The sequence below is a fragment of the Vibrio sp. T3Y01 genome (genome assembly GCF_013114525.1).
Lineage (GTDB): Bacteria > Pseudomonadota > Gammaproteobacteria > Enterobacterales > Vibrionaceae > Vibrio > Vibrio chagasii_B.
In genome coordinates this window covers 130,136-149,860 of sequence record NZ_VTXJ01000004.1, presented here as the reverse complement: position 1 = coordinate 149,860, position 19,725 = coordinate 130,136, and the positions used below count along the sequence as shown (strand labels likewise).

Sequence of the window (19,725 nt, the reverse complement as noted above, 5' to 3'; positions counted from 1 at the left end):
GCAGCCCGAAAGCTGCAATTAATAATTTGGTCTTGTAATGACCACAAATCTATTCACCATCCAACCCACGAATAGGCTTGATCGTTCCCCACCCCTTACATGAAGGGCAGTGCCAATACATTGAATGTGTTGAGAATCCACACTGACGGCAACGGTAATGAGGCTTAACCTTAAGCTGTTCACCAACCATAGATTGAAGCGTGGTTAAGCTTTCTTTTGCTCGGCCTTCTTCAGCTTCTGCTAGGTGATAATCGATCAGTCGATAAAAACCTTTCATGGTTGGGTTTTTAACAAGTTGCTTGGTCAGGAGCTCTTGCGCAGAGCCAACATCTTCATGGTGAGCAACCAGCTGAGCCAGCATCAATTCTGCAGACACACCAGCCTTCTTCTGGATACATGCTTTAAGGAACTCAACCAACTGTGCTTCGTGCCCGAGCTTGTGATAACACTCAGCAAGAGTTGGTAACACTTCACTGATAAAATCGATATCTTGCTCAAGAACACCCTCAAGGCAGTCGATCGTCTTCTGGTAATCTTCGTTCGCTAAGTGGAATTTACCCAAAGCGATACTGGCACGCACACATTTAGGGTCTTCAGATAACGCTTTCTTAAAATGCGCTAATGCTTTTGAACGATTACCATCAGCTTGTTCTTGCATAGCGAGCTCACACCAAAAATGCGCGACCGTAGCACGCATCTTCATCTTCTTCTTGCCAAGCTTTACTAGAATATTGCCGTAATGAATCGCCTTGTTCCATTCTCGAGTCTGCTGATAAATTGCAACTAACTGCTGCAGAGCACCCTCTTTGTGGTCAGGTTCATCAACCAGCTGTTCAAAGATTTTTTCAGCGCGATCAAGAAAGCCAGAGACCATATAGTCTTTCGCTAGTTGTTGCAGTGCGAGGTTTTTCTGATCGAGAGTCAGCCCAGAACGGGAGATAAGATTTTGGTGAATACGAATAGCGCGGTCGACTTCGCCTCTTGAGCGGAATAGGTTACCCAAGGCCAAGTGAGTATCGATGGTTTCATTGTCTACTTGAAGCAGCTCAATGAAGTGATCAACCGCTTTGTCAGATTGGTCTGACAGTAATAGGTTCAAACCCGTCACGTATTGACGGGAGATCTGGTGTGATTGCTTTTGTTTTTCTTGCTGAGCATTACGATTACCCATATACCAACCATAAGCGGCTGCAATAGGCAAAAGTAAGAACAGTAACTCTAACATCAAATATAGCCTTTAAGCTTTAGTATCAGCAGCTACCTGCTTTGATTGCTTATTGAGTTGCTTCTTCAAGCGATGAATTTTCAGCTGAGATCGCATATGCATGTTACCAAAGACTAACCAAGCAAGAGCAAAGCCTGAAATGAAGACAATACCTAATAGGCTTGAAAGGTGGAAATCACCTTGTGCTAGCAGGTAATTAAAATTCACGATAGTTTGGTTTTGAGAGCCTAAAGCCAGTGCAATTAGGAAAAGTGCGATAACGGCGACTATTTTTATAATTTTCATAGTTCATCACTCATTGGTTGGTTAGCTGTACGATTATGCAGGAAAATTACTAATCAGACCACCATATTATGGTCATAAAAAAGCGGCATACATTATAGTATGCCGCTTTTCATAATTCCGATAAGTAGACTACATTCCTGTATTTACTCGTTCACGTAGCTCTTTACCTGGTTTGAAGTGAGGAACGTATTTACCTTCTAACTCTACCTTGTCACCAGTCTTTGGGTTACGTCCAACACGAGGCTCACGATAATGCAGAGAAAAGCTGCCAAAACCGCGAATTTCGATTCGATCACCACTTTCTAGTGTTGAAGCCATATGCTCTAAAATGTCTTTTACAGCGTCTTCAATTTCTTTTGCAGAAAGATGCGTTTGCTCAGCGCACAGTCTTTCAATCAATTCAGACTTAGTCATAGTTACCCTCGTTGGTTTTCTTTTTAGAAATTATAGACCTATCGGAAAAATAAGCAAAAAAAAAGGAGCCTTACGGCTCCTTTCTTGGCTATATAGCTATATTTCTCTTAATGAGAAGCTATTATTCGCCTTTAGCAGCTTTGAATGCGTCTGCCATTGCGTTACCGAACGCGCCTTCTTCAGACTTGTTCAGTGAAGCCATTGCTTCTTGCTCATCAGCTTCATCTTTAGCTTTGATAGATAGGTTGATTACGCGGTTCTTACGGTCTACACCTGTGAACTTAGCTTCAACGCTGTCACCAACGCTTAGGATTAGAGATGCATCTTCGATACGATCGCGAGATACTTCAGAAGCGCGGATGTAACCTTCAACGCCTTCGATTAGCTCGATAGTAGCGCCTTTCGCGTCAACTGCAGTAACAGTACCGTTTACAAGAACACCTTTCTTGTTGTCAGCAACGTATGCGTTGAACGGGTCGTTTTCCATTTGCTTAACGCCAAGAGAAATACGCTCACGCTCTGCATCTACTGCTAGAACAACTGCTGAGATTTCGTCGCCTTTCTTGTACTCACGTACAGCGTCTTCGCCAGCAACATTCCAAGAAATGTCAGATAGGTGTACTAGACCGTCGATACCGCCTTCTAGACCGATGAAGATACCAAAGTCAGTGATAGACTTGATCTTACCAGTAACTTTGTCGCCCTTAGCTTGCATTTCTGCAAATGACTGCCATGGGTTAGCTTTACACTGTTTCAGACCTAGAGAGATACGACGACGTTCTTCGTCGATATCAAGAACCATAACCTCAACTTCGTCGCCAACATTAACAACTTTAGAAGGGTGGATGTTCTTGTTAGTCCAATCCATTTCAGAAACGTGTACTAGACCTTCAACGCCTTCTTCGATTTCAACGAAGCAGCCGTAGTCAGTTAGGTTAGTAACACGACCAGAAAGCTTGTGACCTTCTGGGTAACGCTTAGCGATTGCTACCCATGGATCTTCGCCTAGTTGCTTAAGACCTAGTGAAACACGAGTGCGCTCACGGTCGAACTTAAGAACTTTAACTAGGATTTCGTCACCAACGTTAACGATCTCTGATGGGTGCTTAACGCGCTTCCAAGCCATATCTGTGATATGTAGAAGACCGTCAACACCGCCAAGGTCAACGAATGCACCGTAGTCAGTAAGGTTCTTAACGATACCTTTAACTTCAGTACCTTCTTGTAGAGTTTCAAGAAGTTCGTCACGCTCAACACTGTTTTCAGATTCGATAACAGCACGACGAGAAACAACAACGTTGTTACGCTTCTGGTCTAGCTTGATTACTTTGAACTCTAGCTCTTTGTTTTCTAGGTGAGCAGTGTCACGGATAGGACGTACGTCTACTAGAGAACCTGGAAGGAAAGCACGGATACCGTTTAGTTCAACAGTGAAACCGCCTTTAACTTTACCGTTGATGATACCAACAACAGTTTCAGCTTCTTCGCAAGCTTTCTCAAGAACGATCCAAGCTTCGTGACGCTTAGCTTTCTCACGAGAAAGTTGAGTCTCACCGAAACCATCTTCAACAGCGTCTAGAGCTACGTCTACTTCAGCGCCAACTTCAACTTCAAGTTCGCCAGCAGCGTTCTTGAACTGTTCAGCAGGGATAGCAGATTCAGACTTAAGACCAGCGTCAACAAGAACGAAACCGTTCTCGATAGCTACTACAGTACCTTTAACGATGCTGCCTTGTTGGAATTCTGTTTCGTTTAGAAACTCTTCAAAGAGTTGAGCAAAAGATTCAGTCATTATTTAATCTTCAATAATTAAACGTCCATGGGTATCCTACCGCATGGGGTTGATAAATTCGCCGGTCATCATCCTTGCGACCAACGTTCTTGCCAGCCGGGCAGAATTACCCAGCTAGTTTCGATTCAATATAGTGTAGTGCTTTTTCTACTACCTGCTCAATATTCATTGAGGTGGAATCAAGCACTAGAGCATCCTCTGCAGGGCGAAGTGGCGCCACTGGGCGATTACGATCTCGGTCGTCTCGCTCTTGGATCTCGCTCAAAAGGTCGTCAAATTTAACATCTAACCCCTTCTGTTGCAACTGTTTAAGGCGGCGAGTCGCACGCTCTTCTGCACTTGCATCTAAAAATATTTTTGCTTCTGCTTCAGGGAAGACAACGGTTCCCATATCGCGGCCATCAGCCACCAAACCTGGCGCTGCGCTGAATGCGCGCTGACGACGAAGTAATGCTTCACGTACGCGAGGTAATGCAGCAACTTTTGAAGCCGCCATGCCGGTCTCTTCTTTACGAAGCTCACCCGACACATCTTCACCTTCTAGGATAACCTTAACTAGGTCGCCCTCAGCAATAAACTGAACGTCTAAGTGAGTTGCAAGAGGAACTAAAGCGTCTTCCGATTCAGTATCTACACCGTGATGAATTGCTGCTAAAGCCAGTACGCGATAGATCGCACCTGAGTCTAGAAGATGAAAGCCTAGCTTATCTGCTAGTAACATACACAGGGTACCTTTACCTGCACCACTTGGTCCATCAACCGTAATCACTGGGCTTTGAGAAGGCATCTTTTACTCCACGTTTAGTCGTAAGTTTTATTCTGTACTAGCGAGTCGCCACTACTTTATAGGCGGCATATTATAGAGAAAAATTGGAAGTCGAGCGAGGTAAATCTCAGATAATTCAATCTTGATGATGCACACGATAATGCAACAGGCCTAATATCAATCACCTGATGCTAATAAGGCTTTCTATTGGCAGTAAATCGGCATAAAAAAGCCTCGCATGAGCGAGGCTAAGTATATTTGTTGCTTCAAGCAAGTCTAACCGATGATGGCGCGTACCGCTTCCAAGTCTTCTGGAGTATCAACACCCGCAGCCGGCGCTTCAACAGCAACATCTACATGAATCTTTTCACCATACCAAAGTACGCGAAGTTGCTCTAAGCACTCGATGCGCTCTAGGGTACTTGGTTCCCAGTTGATGTAGGTATTGATGAAACCCGCTCGGTAAGCGTAAATACCAATATGACGAAGTAGTGGAGATTCAGCAGCAGTACCGTTATTAGCATAAGCATCACGATCCCAAGGAATCGTCGCACGGCTAAAATACAGCGCATAGCCGTCTTTATCCGTCACTACTTTTACAGCATTAGGGTTAAAAACTTCATCAACATGAGAGATTTCAACACCAAGTGTTGCCATTGGCGCAGTGCTGTTTGCTAAGTTGTTCGCCACCTGATTAATAATCGCCGGTGGAATAAGTGGCTCATCCCCTTGTACGTTCACAATAATGTGGTCGTCAGGGATGTTCATCACTTCAATCACTTCTGCTAGGCGTTCAGTACCTGACTCGTGATTCGGTGACGTCATACACACAGTCGCACCAAATGCTTTCGCAGCCTTCTCAACGCGAGCATCATCGGTAGCAATGATTACGTTATCAGCCCCTGCTTTCATTGACTGTTCGTATACCCATTGAATCATCGGCTTGCCGCCAATGTCAGCCAGAGGCTTACCTGGCAAACGGCTCGATTGGTATCTTGCTGGTATAACTACCGTGTAAGACATTACTTGCCCTCGTCCATTGAAAGAGTACGAGCTTCAGGTTCAAGAAGAACAGGAATACCCTCTTTAATTGGGTAAGCTAGGCGATCGATTTTACAAACAAGCTCTTGCTTATCCTTGTCAAAAGTTAGTTTACCTTTACATACAGGGCAAGCAACGATCTCAAGCAGACGGTGATCCATAGTATTCCATAACCTCTTTTATTCTTTTTAAAATTTGCTGTTGCGCTTCTTCTTCGAACTGCGCAGAAACTGGAAGATACCACCAGTTGTCTTGAGCATATTCTTCGCATTTTACAGCGTCTTTTTCTGTCATAATCATATTCATACCTTTCTTTGCTAAGGCATGAAGTTCATCTTTATCAAAATCCTGATGATCGGCGAAGCCTTGTGTGTAAACCACATCACCATCAAGATCGTCTAATGTTTTAAAAAAGCGTGGCGGGTGCCCTATTCCAGCAAAAGCCACCAGCTTTGGTAATTCTGCAACTGGCTTTTTTTGACCTGTCTTTAGGTTAACCGCTTCACTTGGTGCCAAAGACATTGAGAACTCTCGCCCTTGTGCCTCTCCACCATTGTTAATCAAGAAATCTACGTCAACTAAACGCGATACAGGCTCTCTCAATGGGCCTAGTGGAATCAGACTCTCGTTACCAAAACGCCTTACACCGTCGATAACTGAAAACTCAATGTCGCGTTCAAGTGCATAATGCTGCAGGCCGTCATCAGTGATAATGACATCCACGCCTTGATTCAATAAAGCCTTTACCGCATTCGCTCTTACTGGGTCAACCGCTACCGGCGCGCCCGTTCGCTTTCGAATCAAGCGGGGTTCATCACCCGAGTGTTCAGCGGGCGTGCTCTCTTCTAAAACCAGTGGATAACTCGGCGCTTTCGCACCATAACCACGAGAAACCACACCTGGTTTAAAGCCGTTGGCTTGAAGCATTTCAACCAACCAAATCACAACAGGGGTTTTACCATTGCCACCAGCGGTAATGTTACCAACAACGATTACAGGCAGAGGTGGTCGATAGGTTTCTTTCTTTCCAGAGAGATAAGCATTACGACGTTGCCCACTGATCACTTTGAACAGCAGGCTCAATGGCCACAATAGTGGCCAAAGAAGATATTTTAACGGGTGATTGTTAAACCAAATCTTTTCGATCACAACAAAGACCTAATCTTATCCGCTGAACTGAATTCGATGCAGTTGAGCATAGGCACCATCATGAGCAATTAGCTCTGCGTGTGGGCCTCGCTCTACAATCTGACCATCATCAACAACCAAAATTTCATCAGCTTGTTCAATCGTCGATAGCCTGTGAGCAATCACCAACACAGTTTTATCTTTTTGTAACTCTTCTAGTGCTGATTGAATCGCTCTTTCTGACTCTGTATCTAGTGCAGACGTCGCCTCATCAAGAATCAGAACTGGCGCGTCTCTCAATAGTGCTCGTGCGATCGCAATACGTTGTCTTTGACCGCCAGACAAGCTCGCACCGTTTTCACCCACGACAGTATCAATACCATTTTCCATACCCTCAATAAACTCAGTCGCATGAGCAAGTTTAGCGGCATGTTCGATCTGTTCGCGTGAATACTGTTCTTCTGCTGCGTAAGCGATGTTGTTAGCCACCGTATCGTTAAACAGATGCACATTTTGAGAAACCAGAGCAAAGTGCTCACGCAGATTTCTCAATTCGTAATCACGAATATCGTGACCATCCAGTTCAATAGAGCCAGAGTCTACGTCATAGAAACGAGTAAATAGGTTGGCAATGGTACTCTTACCTGAGCCCGATCGCCCAACAAGCGCAACCGTCTTACCTTTCGGTATATTAAAACTCACATTATCCAATGCTGGCTTCTCGGCACCTTCGTAAGTAAAGGTCACATCTTTTACCGCAACATCACCACTTACCGTTTCAGGTTTCAAGGTACCTGTGTTCTGCTCTGTGTCTAAGTCCATCAAGCCGAACAGTGTCGTACTTGCAGCCATACCACGTTGGAATTCAGACGTTACGTTAGTTAGTGCTTTTAGTGGACGCATTAGACCAAACATTGCTGAGAACACTACCGTAAACGTACCCGGAGTTAGTTCAGCCTTAATTGAATCAACGCTCGCCAATACCAGTACAACCACAATAGCAACCGATGCAATCATCTGAATGATTGGGTTAGCGGCCGCTTGTGCTGTTACTAGCTTCATGCTCTGTTGACGCATCTGGTTACTTACTTTATCAAAGCGATGTTTTTCTAAATCCTGACCGCCATAAGTAAGCACCACTTTGTGCCCTTTCAGCATTTGTTCTGCTGACGAAGCAACGTGACCCATGCTGGTTTGCATGTTTTTAGAAATCTTTCTGAATCGCTTCGATACTATGCTGATTGCCCAAGCTACCAGTGGAGCAACCGCAAATAGAACCAAAGACAACTGCCAGCTGTTCCAAAACATCAAGGTCAATAAGCCAATGATGCTTGCGCCTTCACGAACAATACTCACCAACGCTTTACTGGTTGCCGCAGAAACTTGCTCCGAATCGTAGGTAATACGAGACAGCAGCGCACCCGTCTGCTCTTTATCAAAGAAAGAGACTGGCATGTGCATAAAGTGACTGAATATTTTACGGCGGATTTCCATCACCACATTGCCAGAAACCCAGCTTAAGCAATAGGTGGATACGAAACCGCTGACACCACGAATGAACATCATGGCAAAGATAATAAGAGGAAGTGTGCGTAGGAAATCTGATTCCGCACTACCAAAGCCTTCATCTAGCAACGGCTTTAGCAAAGAAATCATGTAAGTATCAGAGACGGCATTAATAATAAGCGCAATAACCGCAACACCAAGGCCAGCCTTATATAGTCGAATATAAGTCCAAAGTCGTTTAAATGTGACCCAGGTAGTTTCATCTGTTTGTGTTGACATAAAATCGCTTAATTTTCTCACAATAATCTATCTATTCTACTCCCTTACGAAGCATCTGCCTATACCACTGCCGACCTTGTTCCTCTCTAATCGTATGATAATGCCAACCTTCTTGGTTGGTAGTGATGGTTATTTGTCCACTTTCACCTGTATCAAGCCAAGCACTTCCACTTTGTAAGTAACGTTGAACGACTGATTCGCTTGGCATCCCCCATTGATTTCCCTTTGCCAACGAAGCAATCGCTAACTTTGGTGAAACCGCTTCTATGAAAGGGGCGATAGATGAGCTGTCACTACCATGATGAGGTACTAGCATGGCGTCGCTTTGAAGCTGTTCAACTTCCCGAGCAAGTAACCACTCACTTACGAGTTCAATATCACCCGTGAGCAACATCGAAAAGCCCGATTCTGGTTCAATTATCCGTATGACACAAGAGTGTGGGTTATACGCCCTATTCACTAGTTGTGGCGGCCACAACACTTCGAACTGCACATTCTGCCATTCCCACGCCTCACCTAACGTACATGCTTGAACAACTGAGCTCATTTGATGATTCAAACTTTGGCTAGCTCTTATCCATTCAGGCTGATAGTTCTCAAGCAATGCAGGGTAACCACCAGCGTGATCAGAATCGAAATGGCTAATGATCACTCCTTGAATTTCATCTATACCTCTTTGAGATAAAGTAGGAATCAATAGTGACTCGACCATCGACCCTCCCGGCCACGCGTTACCTAAATCGTACACCACCACGTGATTGTTCTTTTCAAAGATGAGAGACAAGCCATGCCCTACGTCCAAGACATCAATAGTTAACCTGTCCTGTTTCACTTTGCCAAATTCCCACCACAACAGGAATACAGAAATGATGACAGCGGCTACCCCATGTTTAAGGTATCGACCAATAAAACCGAAGAATAAGATAAGAAAAACGAGCAATACGGTTACGTGATTATCTACCTGAATCCAAAACTGTTCAGAGAAAGGCAAGCTAAACACCAACGGTTCAAGTGACAAATCAACCAGTTTCCATAACTCAGCAGAAAAACGAGCCATTGAGTCACTTCCCCAAAATAAAGACTCAGTGACCAAACTTAGAAACATCGAAAAAAACAGCAAAGGTATCGTCACCATTGACACCCAAGGCAATAGCAACAAATTGTAGACGACCGAGATCAAGCTAACACCTTTGAAAAACAACATCGAAAAGGGAGCAATTAACAAGGTCAGCATGACCTGTATTTTGATGAGCTTTAGCACTCGTTCAATAAAGGTAGAATTTGAAGAAGAAGCATCACTATTGAACGCAATGTAGAGAACCGCACCCAATGTACCAAAAGATAACCAGAAGCTACTGGATAACGCAGAAAAAGGCCAAATAACGAGAACGATACACAAGCTGACTAGAACATAGCGAACCACACCGATACTTTGTCCACGCCACAGAAAGTAACTCGCCACAACACACATCACTAGCGCTCTTAGGGTCGGTAGGGTGAACCCAGCAAACCAGCTATAGAAATAAGCGAAACCTAAACCAAATAGTGTCGGAAGCCATAACAACTGAGGAGACAACAAACGCGCCAACTTCCCCAGCTGATAACCGATACCAAAGGCAATACCAATGTGAAGCCCAGAAATCGCCATCAAATGAATCAAGCCACTGCTCTTTAGTAAATCCCAACGCAAAGAAGGAATGAGATCTCGATAACCGAAACTCAAAGCGACTATTAAATCGTTATTTTTTAGCTGGCTAAGATTATAAAGACTGCGCTCGAACCACCGAGCACGTAGATGGTTGCTAGAGTGGATTCTATATTTAGTATTCGTTCGGTAATTCGCATTTGCCGTGACCCCAGTGCTAAACAGGTGCTTTTCCAAATCAAAGCCCGCTTCATTAAGCTTCCCAAAAACAGGCTTGATACTGACCGACAAATGAACTTCATCACCCAAAGTGAGCTTGAAAGGCGTAAACAATCGCAATTTTATCAATTGAGGAAAGATTAATTTTTCACCGTCAATTGATCTAACTACTACTACGCTTTCAAAACCATGGCTATTTTCACTAAAAAGACTAACTACTGAGGCATTTATGGTAGTATTCTGCCCTGATTGAAATAAGCGACTTGTTTGGATTTCAATCGTATTCCCTAGGCATGCAACGAGTGTCAACGCAGTAGCTAGACCTCTTGTACGTCGGAAAACGCTATACTTTATTGATGCGATTAGTAATAACAGCATCAATGGTGCCAAGACCCAATGTGGCATCACAGGCCAGAAGCTGGCAGACACAACTGTCGCAGCAAATGAAATCAAGAACCAAGTGTTAAACAAGAGAGTAGCTTCCTCCTATGCCAAGAAAGTTTATCAAACGATTTATGCCTGACCATGAGCTCATCAAGCGTCAGAAAGCATTAAAAGTTTTTGGCAATGTTTTGTACAACCCCAACTTATGGTGCCTTAATCGTCGCTCCGCGGCCGGCGCGTTCGCTGTTGGGTTATTCATGGCGTTTGTCCCTCTACCAAGCCAAATGATTATGTCTGCAGGCCTAGCCGTTGTATGTGGTGTTAACTTACCGCTGGCTGTCGCTCTCGTTTGGATCAGTAACCCCGTAACCATGCCAGTCTTGTTCTACTTTGCCTATAAAGTAGGTGCATTCGTTATGCATGTTCCGCCGCAAGCCTTTCACTTCGAACTGTCTTGGGACTTTATCTTGGCGCAAATGAGCACCATCGGGCCTCCGTTCCTGCTGGGCTGTATGATTTGTGGTGTGATTTCAGCAATGATTGGTTATTTCGGTATTCGTGGCTTATGGCGCTACTCAGTAGTAAGAAGCTGGAAGAAACGACAAGCAAGATAGTGAATCTATACTGACGAGCTCTCCACTTTTAAGAGATAGCTGTGAAAATAAGACGAGTCATAAGCCATTAGATGATAGGCATGTAATGAAAGTCTTAGATAATAAAGTTTGAATTCAATAAAAAAGGATCCCACAAGGGATCCTTTTTTGTATCTGTCGAAACAGTCGGTTGGTTATTTGGAGCTCAGCACAGAAGCTGGATTTAACTTCGCTGCTCGAGATGCTGGGTACCATGTCGCCAGCAGACTTAAAGCGATTGCAGTACCTGATACTACAACGACATCCATCATATTCAGCTGTGATGGCAAGAAGTCGACAAAGTAGATATCACCAGACAGGAATTGGTGATCGATCAGCTTCTCAAGACCCTTAATAAGAGTGGTCAGATTGAGTGCAACCAAAACACCTATCGCACTGCCGACTAAGCTACCTAATACGCCTGAGAACACGCCCTGCCAAACAAAGATACGTTTAACTAAGCCGTCGGAAGCGCCCATGGTTCTTAATATTGCGATCTCCGAGGCCCTATCTTTTACTGCCATCATCAAGGTAGAGACAATATTGAAACACGCAACACCAATCACTAGCACCATGACTAAGTACATAATGGTGCGAACCAATTGAATATCTCGATATAGGAAGCCGAACTTCTGTTGCCAACTGCGCAGGTACACATACACATCAAGCTGATTGCCAACCTCACGTACAATCTCGTTCGCGTTCAGTACATCGGTCACTTTCAAAGAAACACCTGTCACAGCCTCCCCCAAGTTCGCATATACCTGAGCATCACCAATCGGAATGAGCGCTAAGCTATGGTCAATTTGTCCATTAAGCGTCAGTAAGCCGGCAACTTTTACTCGTACCCGCTTTGGCGCCTGAACCTTAACCGAGCCGTTCACTGTTGGGATCATCAAAGTCAAGTAATCACCCACTTGCGCGCCAAGCACATTGGCGACACCAGAGCCTAAGATGATCTGCTGCTGCCCTGCTTTGAAATCGCTCCACACTTGCTTATCAATAAAGCTTGATAAACTCGATACCTGTTGCTCAAGCTGTGGGTCAACACCACGCACTTCAATCGCTTTAAGTTCTTTGCCCTTTTCAGCGAGCGCTGTGATTTTCACATAAGGCGCAGCGGCAACGACTTTGTCATTTTTTTCGGACTGCTCTACCACATGCTCCCATCGAGTTACAGGTTCATTGACCCCTTCAAACTCACCATGTGGAATCACAGACAGCACGCGAGATTCTAGCTCACGCTCAAAACCATTCATGGCTGACAGACCGATAATGATCACCGCCACACCAACCGCAATACCGATCGTCGAAGACAAGGAGATAAAAGACACCATCTTGTCTCGCTGCTTAGCACGGCTAAAGCGACCGCCTATCAATAGGGATAAAGAAGAAAACACTTAGCTCTCCTCTTTTTCTACGTTAACCAGCAAGCCATCTTGCATGTGCAGTTGACGATCCATTTTACCAGCAAGTTCGCCATCATGGGTCACCACTAAAAAGGCAGTATCGTATTCGCGATTTAACTCTCGCATTAAGTCATAAATGGAAACTGCAGTATTATGGTCTAGGTTACCCGTCGGCTCATCCGCTAGCACAAGAGCAGGCTTGTTTACTAATGCACGAGCGATCGCCACACGTTGCCTTTCACCACCAGAAAGCTCTGAAGGACGGTGATCAACTCGATGACTTAGTCCCACTTTATCAAGTAACAACTGTGCTTCTTGTTTGGCTTTCGCAGGCTTTTCACCACCTATCAACAGCGGCATAGCGACGTTTTCTAATGCTGAAAAGTCAGACAATAGATGGTGAAATTGATAAACAAAACCAAGGTGCTGGTTGCGAAGCTTAGCCTGCTTGTTCGAGCTCAGTTTAGCTAAGTCTTGACCAAGAAAGCTCACGCTCCCCTCAGAAGCATCATCAAGCGCTCCTAAAATATGCAGTAATGTACTCTTACCTGAACCAGAAGTACCTATGATAGAAACCAATTCACCTTTTTCGACCTCAAAGCTCACCCCTTTAAGGACCTCAGTATCCAACGAGCCTTCACGGTACGTTTTACGGATATCATTACATTGAAGAAAATTACTCATAACGAAGGGCCTCAGCAGGTTTCACAGAAGATGCACGATAAGAAGGGAAAATAGTAGCAATCAAGCTAAGTGCAATAGCAAGTACCACCACAACGGCGATTTGAATTGGGTTAATCAAAATAGGTAACTGACCACCAAACGAGAATAGAGCAACACCCATCGCTTCTAAAATCGGGTTAAGGTTCATTGCCAGAACAACGCCTAATGCGCCGCCGGATAGTGCGCCAATAACGCCACTACTTGCACCTTGAACCATAAAGATGCCCATCACTTGACCATCGGTCATGCCTTGAGTTTTAAGTATCGCGACCTCAGATTGCTTCTCCATCACCACCATAATCAGCGCAGAGATAATATTAAATGCAGCAACCCCGATGATCAGCCCAAGCATTAGGCCCATCATGTTTTTCTCCATACGAACCGCTTGGAACAGCTCGCCGCGTTGGTCACGCCAATCGCTCCACAACCATCTATCTGGTAAGGGTTGACTCGATAGCTCCGCGACTTCAAATGGGTCTTCAAAAAACAGTCGCCAACCTGAAATAGTGTCCGACTTGTAGCGCATCAAACGCCCTGCATCTTGGATATCCGTCACCATAAGTTGAGCATCAATGTCCGAGCCCGTATTAAAGATACCGGCTACGGTGAAATTACGTTGGCTAGGAATACGGCCAAGTGGTGTGTATTGGCTTGCGCTAGTCACCATTAGACGAACCTTGTCGCCCATCGATACCTTTAGGTTTCTCGCCAGTGTATGACCAAGGAACAGCTGATATTGCCCAGCTTTTAGTGAAGACAGTCTACCCGCAATGAGGTGGTCTTGAAGTGGATCATCAGAATTGGGTTGGATGCCAATTAAAAGGCCAGCAGACAGCTGAGCTGGGCTCTGAATCACCGCCTCACTGCGAACAATCGGTTCAACATGACCATTAAGCGAAATTTGCTTAGCAAAATCCGGAGCCTGTTCAGAGAGTAGCGTCTTACCACCTTGCTCATAAACCACTGCCTGAGGAAGAACGCCGAGAATTCGGTCTTTTAATTGCGCTTCGAATCCATTCATTACCGACAAAACAGTAATCAAAGACAGCACACCAATGGTGATACCCGCTGTCGACATATAAGAAACAAAACGGCTAAAGCGATCACCTGAACGGCCTTTCAAATAACGCAGGCCAACAAACATTGAAATAGGATGAAACATACTTTGAACCATCAAAAAGGGATGCGGGTTAATGTAACGGGTATTGCTGTTACTTTGTAGGGGTTAATTGAAAATATAGAGTGAATTAACTCAATTAGTTAGGCCTGAAAAACAGAACCCTGTCAAAACACCAAATTTCAAACAACTATTTGATACTTTCAATTAACTGACCTTGATTACTGACGCCACATAGCGATAATCAATAGATCACTTCAAGGAACTAACGCATGACAGAACAAGAGTTTTTCACTGTTCACCACAGTCTTACCGCTAATATAGAACCGATGGAAAGTAACTTCACTTTACCCTCTCAAATTCAGTTCGAATCCGAGATCCCTGCCCCTTTTATTGTGGCGAGTGAATTTAGTCAGTTGGACCTTTTAGCCGACAGTGCTCGCGCTGAACTGAAAAACAGCGACTTGAAGAATGTCACCAGTTTATTGGATGCACAGAACTCTAAATTAAACCTGCTGTTGAGCTTTATGTTATCGCAGCAAGATGATGAGAAGTTTCGAACTCACACTTACTCCTTCGGTGCGAGCCAATTTTCCTGCTTTTCGAAGACAGACATCGAACCGGGTCGCTTAGTAAAAGCTAAGCTATTCTTGGAACACCCTGCCGCAGCGATTTACTGCTACGCGGAAGTGTTTGCAAGCCAACCTAAAGATTCAGGTTTCGAAATTAACTTCAAATACGCTCATCTTCGCGATACTGACCAAGACCTGCTGATCAAAGCGGCACTTCATCAACAACAGAAACTTTTGCGTCAACGCTCTCTAGACCGAGATAACAAGTAAATTAACATGACCAAACAATCTATTTTTACCCTACCTACCCTCAAAGGAGCTGGTGACAAAAAGCACATTGGTAACCTAGTGGGTTCGTCTCTCGCTCTGGCCATTGCTAAACTCGCAGAGCAACACAGCAGTCATACTGTACTTGCTGTGCCAGATCCACAAATCGCACTCAAGCTGCAATCTGAAATTGAACAGTTTACGGCGAGCGAAGTAGCGCTATTCCCAGACTGGGAAACCCTGCCTTACGACAGTTTCTCACCACACCAAGAGATCATATCAGATCGTATCGCGCGTCTTTATGCCTTGCCGACATTAAAAGACGGCATCACGATCGTACCGATTAGCACCCTACTTCAGCGCCAATCACCGCGTGACTTCTTGCTACAGCACACTCTAATGGTGAAAACTGGTGATCTTTACTCACTAGAGAAACTGCGTTTGCAGCTTGAAAAGTCTGGCTATCGTTACGTTGATCAAGTATTTGGCCCAGGTGAGTACGCGAGCCGTGGCTCTATTCTTGACCTGTTCCCGATGGGCAGCAAAGACCCTTACCGTATCGACTTCTTCGATGATGAGATCGACACCATCCGAACCTTCGATCCAGAGAACCAACGTTCTATTGAAGACATCTCTGAAATTCGACTCTTACCAGCTCACGAGTTTCCAACCTCGGAAACAGCGATCGAAGATTTCCGTATTCGTTGGCGCCAACAGTTTGATGCCCGCCGTGAACCAGAATCGGTTTACATGCAGGTATCTAAAGGGACATGGCCCGCTGGTATTGAGTACTGGCAACCTCTATTCTTCGATCATACAGAAACACTGTTTGACTATGTTGCCGATGAAACGCAACTCTTGGTTCTTGGTGATGTAGAAACCGCTGTTGATTCTTTCCTTGCTGATGTCGCTCATCGATACGACCAACGTGGGGTCGATCCATTACGTCCTCTATTAGCGCCAGAACAGCTTTGGCTGAAAAAAGACGAACTGTTCGCACACTTCAAGCAAAAGTCACAAGTCAACCTGAGCTTAGAACCTATTGAAGAGAAAGCTGGACGCATCAACCTTCCGGTTACGTCACTGCCTGATCTCAGCGTTCAGCACCAAAACAAAGAGCCTTTGGCTAACCTGAGAAAATTCACTGAAGCCTTCGATGGCAAAGTTGTTTTTTCGGTTGAGTCAGAGGGTCGCCGTGAAGCATTGAGCGAACTACTTCGCGGTATAAAAGTACGACCAAACGAAGTTGAAAACCTCAATGCAGCCGTTAAGGCCAAAGACAAGTTCAGCCTGATCCTAGGTTCAGCTGAGCACGGTTTTGTTCACGAAGAGAAGAACATCGCGCTTATCTGTGAAAGCGACTTGCTTGGCGACCGCGTTGTTCAACGTCGTAAGAAAGATAAGAAAAGCGTTAATAGCGACACCGTTATCCGCCACCTTGCGGAGCTAAAACCAGGTCAACCTGTTGTGCACATTGACCACGGTATTGGTCGCTACATCGGCTTGCAAACCCTCGAAGCCGGTGGAATGAAAACCGAATACGTGACGCTTGAGTACCAAAACGACGCCAAGCTGTACGTACCCGTTGCGTCTTTGAACCTTATTGGACGTTACTCTGGCGGTGCTGAGGAGTCTGCACCGCTACACAAACTAGGTGGTGAGGCGTGGCAAAAAGCGCGTAAGCGTGCCGCTGAAAAAGTACGTGACGTTGCTGCAGAGCTGCTGGATGTTTACGCCAAGCGCGAACTTAAACCTGGCTATAAATTTGTTTTAGATCGCGGGCAATACGCAACCTTCAAATCTGGCTTCCCATTTGAAGAAACTGATGACCAAGCGATGGCAATCAATGCGGTGATGTCTGACATGTGCCAAGCAAAAGCCATGGACCGCTTAGTGTGTGGTGATGTTGGTTTTGGTAAAACAGAAGTCGCAATGCGCGCGGCATTCGTGTGTACGGATAACAGCAAACAAGTGGCGGTGTTAGTTCCTACTACCCTACTTGCTCAGCAACACTTCGAAAACTTCCGAGACCGTTTCGCGAATTTACCGATTCGTGTTGAAGTACTGTCTCGATTCAAGTCCGCGAAAGAGCAAAAAGCGATCATGCAAGATGTCGCGGACGGTAAGGTGGATATCCTAGTCGGTACTCACAAACTGCTCTCTAGTGATATCAAATTCAAAGACCTTGGCTTACTGATCGTCGATGAAGAACATCGCTTTGGTGTCCGCCAGAAAGAGAAAGTAAAAGCGATGCGTGCCGATGTCGACATCCTAACGCTAACTGCAACGCCAATCCCAAGAACGCTCAACATGGCGATGAGTGGGATGCGTGATCTATCGATCATTGCAACGCCACCAGCACGACGCTTGGCTATCAAAACCTTTGTTCGTCAAAGTGACGATGCCGTAGTGAGAGAAGCAGTACTTCGTGAAATCATGCGTGGTGGTCAGGTTTACTTCCTGCACAATCAAGTCGATACGATTGAGAAAACCGCAGAATCATTGCAAAAGCTGATTCCAGAAGCGCGTGTAACCGTCGCTCACGGTCAAATGCGAGAGCGCGAACTAGAACGCATCATGAACGACTTCTACCACCAACGCTTTAACTTATTGGTGTGTACAACCATCATCGAAACCGGTATCGATGTTCCGACAGCCAATACCATCTTGATGGACCGAGCCGACAACCTTGGTCTAGCGCAGCTTCACCAACTGCGTGGTCGTGTGGGTCGTTCTCACCACCAAGCTTATGCGTACCTACTAACGCCACATCCGAAAGCGATGACCAAAGACGCAATTAAGCGATTAGACGCGATTGCCTCTTTGGAAGATTTGGGCGCAGGCTTCACTCTCGCAACACACGATTTAGAGATTCGTGGTGCCGGTGAGCTATTGGGTGATGAACAGAGTGGTCAAATCCAATCTGTCGGCTTCACGCTATACATGGAGATGCTAGAGCAAGCGGTTGAGGCCTTGAAAGAAGGTCGAGAGCCATCACTTGATGATCTGCTACGTGAGCAAACTGAGATTGAGATGCGCATCCCAGCACTATTACCAGATGACTACATTCCAGACATCAACACGCGCTTATCAACATACAAACGTATTGCGAGCGTGAGTGACACGGATGAACTTGCAGAGCTAAAAGTCGAGCTTATCGACCGCTTCGGTATTCTTCCTGATGCAACCAAGAACTTATTATCGGTTTCCGAGCTTAAGTTAGCGGCTGCATCTATCAAAGCGAAGAAAATTGAAGCGCACGATAAAGGCGGATTTATCGAATTCTACCCGGATGCTGACATAAACCCGAACTACCTTGTTAAACTGTTGCAATCTCAACCGCAAAAGTTTTCAATGGAAGGACCAACTAAGTTCAAGTTTACGATACCATTGGTCGACAGACGGAAACGAATTCAATTTGTTAGTGATTTATTGGGCGAATTCAGACAGAACTTGCTGCCTTCAGCCTAAAGCCCAACCCACTTGCACATATAATTTATCCAGCCGGTAGTGCGGCTGGAAAACGGAGTAAAAATGAAAAGACTGATCCCACTGCTACTATTGTTCGTCTCACTGCCAAGTTTGGCGCAGAGACAATTTGATATAGAAGTGATCATTTTCAAACGCGCAGTTGATGCAGAGAAGGTGAACGAGTCTTGGCCTAACACCCAGCCAAAGATTTCACTTGAGCGCGTTGGCTCATTTCAAGATACCCAATACCGAGCAAGCAAAGGTGTGAAAATGCTTCCTTACTCGGAATACAAATTAACACCTCAGAAAGATAAGCTACGTAAACATGCAGGCTTTGAAGTTCTGATGCACACGGCTTGGCGTCAAGGCGATCAAGGCAAGAGCTCAGCACCTGTGTTCCACATTCAAGCAGGTAAAGACTTTTCTAAACAGTTCAATGCTGACGGCTCTGAAAAAGGCGCGGTTACCGCAAGTGCTGATGGATTCCAAGAAGAGACTATCGACAAACCGCTTTATGAGCTAGACGGCAAGCTACAAATCTATGTTCAGCACTACCTATACGCTGAAACCACTCTAGATTTGAAAGCACCAAGCGTTCGTGAAGTCACGCTGCAAGAACAGCAAATTGAACTCGATTCTCCAGTAAGCGGTGCAGAGAGCAATGTTCAGGTGGGCAACCTAACCGAGATTTCACCGACCGTTCAAGTAGAAGAGTTCCTTAAGAGCTACCGTATGGACCAAAAACGTCGTATGCGTAGTACAGAAACTCACTACCTTGACCACCCGCTTCTTGGCATGGTGATTCAAGTCCGTCGTGTTGCTCAATAAGCGGCTCTAGTGATATAGCGAC

The 19,725-nt window shown here is 45.2% G+C and carries 17 protein-coding genes; 4 read left to right on the top strand and 13 right to left on the bottom strand.

The genetic code is table 11. The features are described 5' to 3' along the window. Positions 1 to 49 precede the first annotated feature (49 nt). The 10 genes from lapB to F0232_RS06170 form a co-directional block, all read right to left on the bottom strand. Positions 50 to 1,225 (bottom strand): lipopolysaccharide assembly protein LapB, encoded by a 1,176-nt coding sequence (lapB, locus tag F0232_RS06215; protein WP_102425557.1) that lies wholly within the window; start codon positions 1,223 to 1,225, stop codon positions 50 to 52. A gap of 12 nt (positions 1,226 to 1,237) precedes the next feature. Then, on the bottom strand, positions 1,238 to 1,510 hold the full coding sequence (locus tag F0232_RS06210; RefSeq protein WP_004741981.1) for a LapA family protein: 273 nt from the start codon (positions 1,508 to 1,510) through the stop codon (positions 1,238 to 1,240). A 129-nt stretch (positions 1,511 to 1,639) separates the two neighbouring features. Beyond that, positions 1,640 to 1,924 (bottom strand): integration host factor subunit beta, encoded by a 285-nt coding sequence (ihfB, locus tag F0232_RS06205; protein WP_004741980.1) that lies wholly within the window; start codon positions 1,922 to 1,924, stop codon positions 1,640 to 1,642. Between the two features lie 121 nt (positions 1,925 to 2,045). After that, positions 2,046 to 3,716, bottom strand: a complete 1,671-nt coding sequence (gene rpsA / locus F0232_RS06200; RefSeq protein WP_061031784.1) for a 30S ribosomal protein S1 — start codon at positions 3,714 to 3,716, stop codon at positions 2,046 to 2,048. 106 nt (positions 3,717 to 3,822) lie between these two features. Beyond that, complete coding sequence (cmk, locus tag F0232_RS06195) at positions 3,823 to 4,503, bottom strand: (d)CMP kinase (RefSeq protein ID WP_004741977.1); 681 nt, start codon at positions 4,501 to 4,503, stop codon at positions 3,823 to 3,825. Between the two features lie 255 nt (positions 4,504 to 4,758). Then, positions 4,759 to 5,505 (bottom strand): 3-deoxy-manno-octulosonate cytidylyltransferase, encoded by a 747-nt coding sequence (kdsB, locus tag F0232_RS06190; protein WP_105059260.1) that lies wholly within the window; start codon positions 5,503 to 5,505, stop codon positions 4,759 to 4,761. Then, complete coding sequence (locus F0232_RS06185; protein ID WP_004741973.1) at positions 5,505 to 5,684, bottom strand: Trm112 family protein; 180 nt, start codon at positions 5,682 to 5,684, stop codon at positions 5,505 to 5,507. The genes kdsB and F0232_RS06185 overlap by 1 nt, the downstream gene beginning before the upstream one ends. After that, positions 5,665 to 6,672, bottom strand: coding sequence for a tetraacyldisaccharide 4'-kinase (lpxK, locus tag F0232_RS06180; protein WP_105059259.1), 1,008 nt, complete (start codon positions 6,670 to 6,672; stop codon positions 5,665 to 5,667). The genes F0232_RS06185 and lpxK overlap by 20 nt, the downstream gene beginning before the upstream one ends. A 15-nt stretch (positions 6,673 to 6,687) precedes the next feature. After that, complete coding sequence (gene msbA, locus F0232_RS06175) at positions 6,688 to 8,436, bottom strand: lipid A ABC transporter ATP-binding protein/permease MsbA (RefSeq protein ID WP_061031786.1); 1,749 nt, start codon at positions 8,434 to 8,436, stop codon at positions 6,688 to 6,690. 31 nt (positions 8,437 to 8,467) lie between these two features. Next, positions 8,468 to 10,771, bottom strand: a complete 2,304-nt coding sequence (locus F0232_RS06170; RefSeq protein ID WP_105059258.1) for a DNA internalization-related competence protein ComEC/Rec2 — start codon at positions 10,769 to 10,771, stop codon at positions 8,468 to 8,470. 17 nt (positions 10,772 to 10,788) lie between these two features. On the opposite strand from F0232_RS06170, the gene F0232_RS06165 reads away from it, so the two are divergent. Then, complete coding sequence (locus tag F0232_RS06165) at positions 10,789 to 11,298, top strand: DUF2062 domain-containing protein (RefSeq protein ID WP_008223866.1); 510 nt, start codon at positions 10,789 to 10,791, stop codon at positions 11,296 to 11,298. Between the two features lie 173 nt (positions 11,299 to 11,471). Here F0232_RS06165 and lolE read toward each other — a convergent pair whose 3' ends face one another. The 3 genes from lolE to lolC are packed head-to-tail and all read right to left on the bottom strand — an operon-like array spanning position 11,472 to position 14,610. Beyond that, the gene (gene lolE, locus F0232_RS06160; protein ID WP_061031788.1) at positions 11,472 to 12,716 is read right to left on the bottom strand and encodes a lipoprotein-releasing ABC transporter permease subunit LolE; all 1,245 of its coding nucleotides are present in this window, start codon (positions 12,714 to 12,716) and stop codon (positions 11,472 to 11,474) included. Next, complete coding sequence (gene lolD, locus F0232_RS06155; protein WP_105059257.1) at positions 12,717 to 13,409, bottom strand: lipoprotein-releasing ABC transporter ATP-binding protein LolD; 693 nt, start codon at positions 13,407 to 13,409, stop codon at positions 12,717 to 12,719. Then, a complete protein-coding gene (gene lolC / locus F0232_RS06150) occupies positions 13,402 to 14,610 on the bottom strand; it encodes a lipoprotein-releasing ABC transporter permease subunit LolC (protein WP_171750725.1) in 1,209 nt (402 codons plus the stop codon). The genes lolD and lolC overlap by 8 nt, the downstream gene beginning before the upstream one ends. Before the next feature lie 227 nt (positions 14,611 to 14,837). Between lolC and F0232_RS06145 the strand changes: the two genes are divergently transcribed. From F0232_RS06145 to F0232_RS06135, 3 genes are all read left to right on the top strand, one after another. After that, a complete protein-coding gene (locus tag F0232_RS06145; protein WP_105059255.1) occupies positions 14,838 to 15,407 on the top strand; it encodes a PilZ domain-containing protein in 570 nt (189 codons plus the stop codon). A gap of 6 nt (positions 15,408 to 15,413) precedes the next feature. Beyond that, the gene (gene mfd, locus F0232_RS06140) at positions 15,414 to 18,875 is read left to right on the top strand and encodes a transcription-repair coupling factor (RefSeq protein WP_105059254.1); all 3,462 of its coding nucleotides are present in this window, start codon (positions 15,414 to 15,416) and stop codon (positions 18,873 to 18,875) included. Positions 18,876 to 18,938: 63 nt separating this feature from the next. After that, positions 18,939 to 19,703, top strand: coding sequence for a peptidoglycan binding protein CsiV (locus F0232_RS06135; RefSeq protein WP_105059253.1), 765 nt, complete (start codon positions 18,939 to 18,941; stop codon positions 19,701 to 19,703). Positions 19,704 to 19,725 lie beyond the last annotated feature (22 nt).

What these genes read in the sequence shown, in the direction of transcription:
- lapB (WP_102425557.1), bottom strand. Translation starts at nt 1,225, where the DNA reads ATGTTAGAGTTACTGTTCTTACTTTTGCCTATTGCAGCCGCTTATGGT.
- F0232_RS06210 (WP_004741981.1), bottom strand. Translation starts at nt 1,510, where the DNA reads ATGAAAATTATAAAAATAGTCGCCGTTATCGCACTTTTCCTAATTGCA.
- ihfB (WP_004741980.1), bottom strand. Translation starts at nt 1,924, where the DNA reads ATGACTAAGTCTGAATTGATTGAAAGACTGTGCGCTGAGCAAACGCAT.
- rpsA (WP_061031784.1), bottom strand. Translation starts at nt 3,716, where the DNA reads ATGACTGAATCTTTTGCTCAACTCTTTGAAGAGTTTCTAAACGAAACA.
- cmk (WP_004741977.1), bottom strand. Translation starts at nt 4,503, where the DNA reads ATGCCTTCTCAAAGCCCAGTGATTACGGTTGATGGACCAAGTGGTGCA.
- kdsB (WP_105059260.1), bottom strand. Translation starts at nt 5,505, where the DNA reads ATGTCTTACACGGTAGTTATACCAGCAAGATACCAATCGAGCCGTTTG.
- F0232_RS06185 (WP_004741973.1), bottom strand. Translation starts at nt 5,684, where the DNA reads ATGGATCACCGTCTGCTTGAGATCGTTGCTTGCCCTGTATGTAAAGGT.
- msbA (WP_061031786.1), bottom strand. Translation starts at nt 8,436, where the DNA reads ATGTCAACACAAACAGATGAAACTACCTGGGTCACATTTAAACGACTT.
- F0232_RS06165 (WP_008223866.1), top strand. Translation starts at nt 10,789, where the DNA reads ATGCCAAGAAAGTTTATCAAACGATTTATGCCTGACCATGAGCTCATC.
- lolD (WP_105059257.1), bottom strand. Translation starts at nt 13,409, where the DNA reads ATGAGTAATTTTCTTCAATGTAATGATATCCGTAAAACGTACCGTGAA.
- lolC (WP_171750725.1), bottom strand. Translation starts at nt 14,610, where the DNA reads ATGTTTCATCCTATTTCAATGTTTGTTGGCCTGCGTTATTTGAAAGGC.
- F0232_RS06145 (WP_105059255.1), top strand. Translation starts at nt 14,838, where the DNA reads ATGACAGAACAAGAGTTTTTCACTGTTCACCACAGTCTTACCGCTAAT.
- mfd (WP_105059254.1), top strand. Translation starts at nt 15,414, where the DNA reads ATGACCAAACAATCTATTTTTACCCTACCTACCCTCAAAGGAGCTGGT.
- F0232_RS06135 (WP_105059253.1), top strand. Translation starts at nt 18,939, where the DNA reads ATGAAAAGACTGATCCCACTGCTACTATTGTTCGTCTCACTGCCAAGT.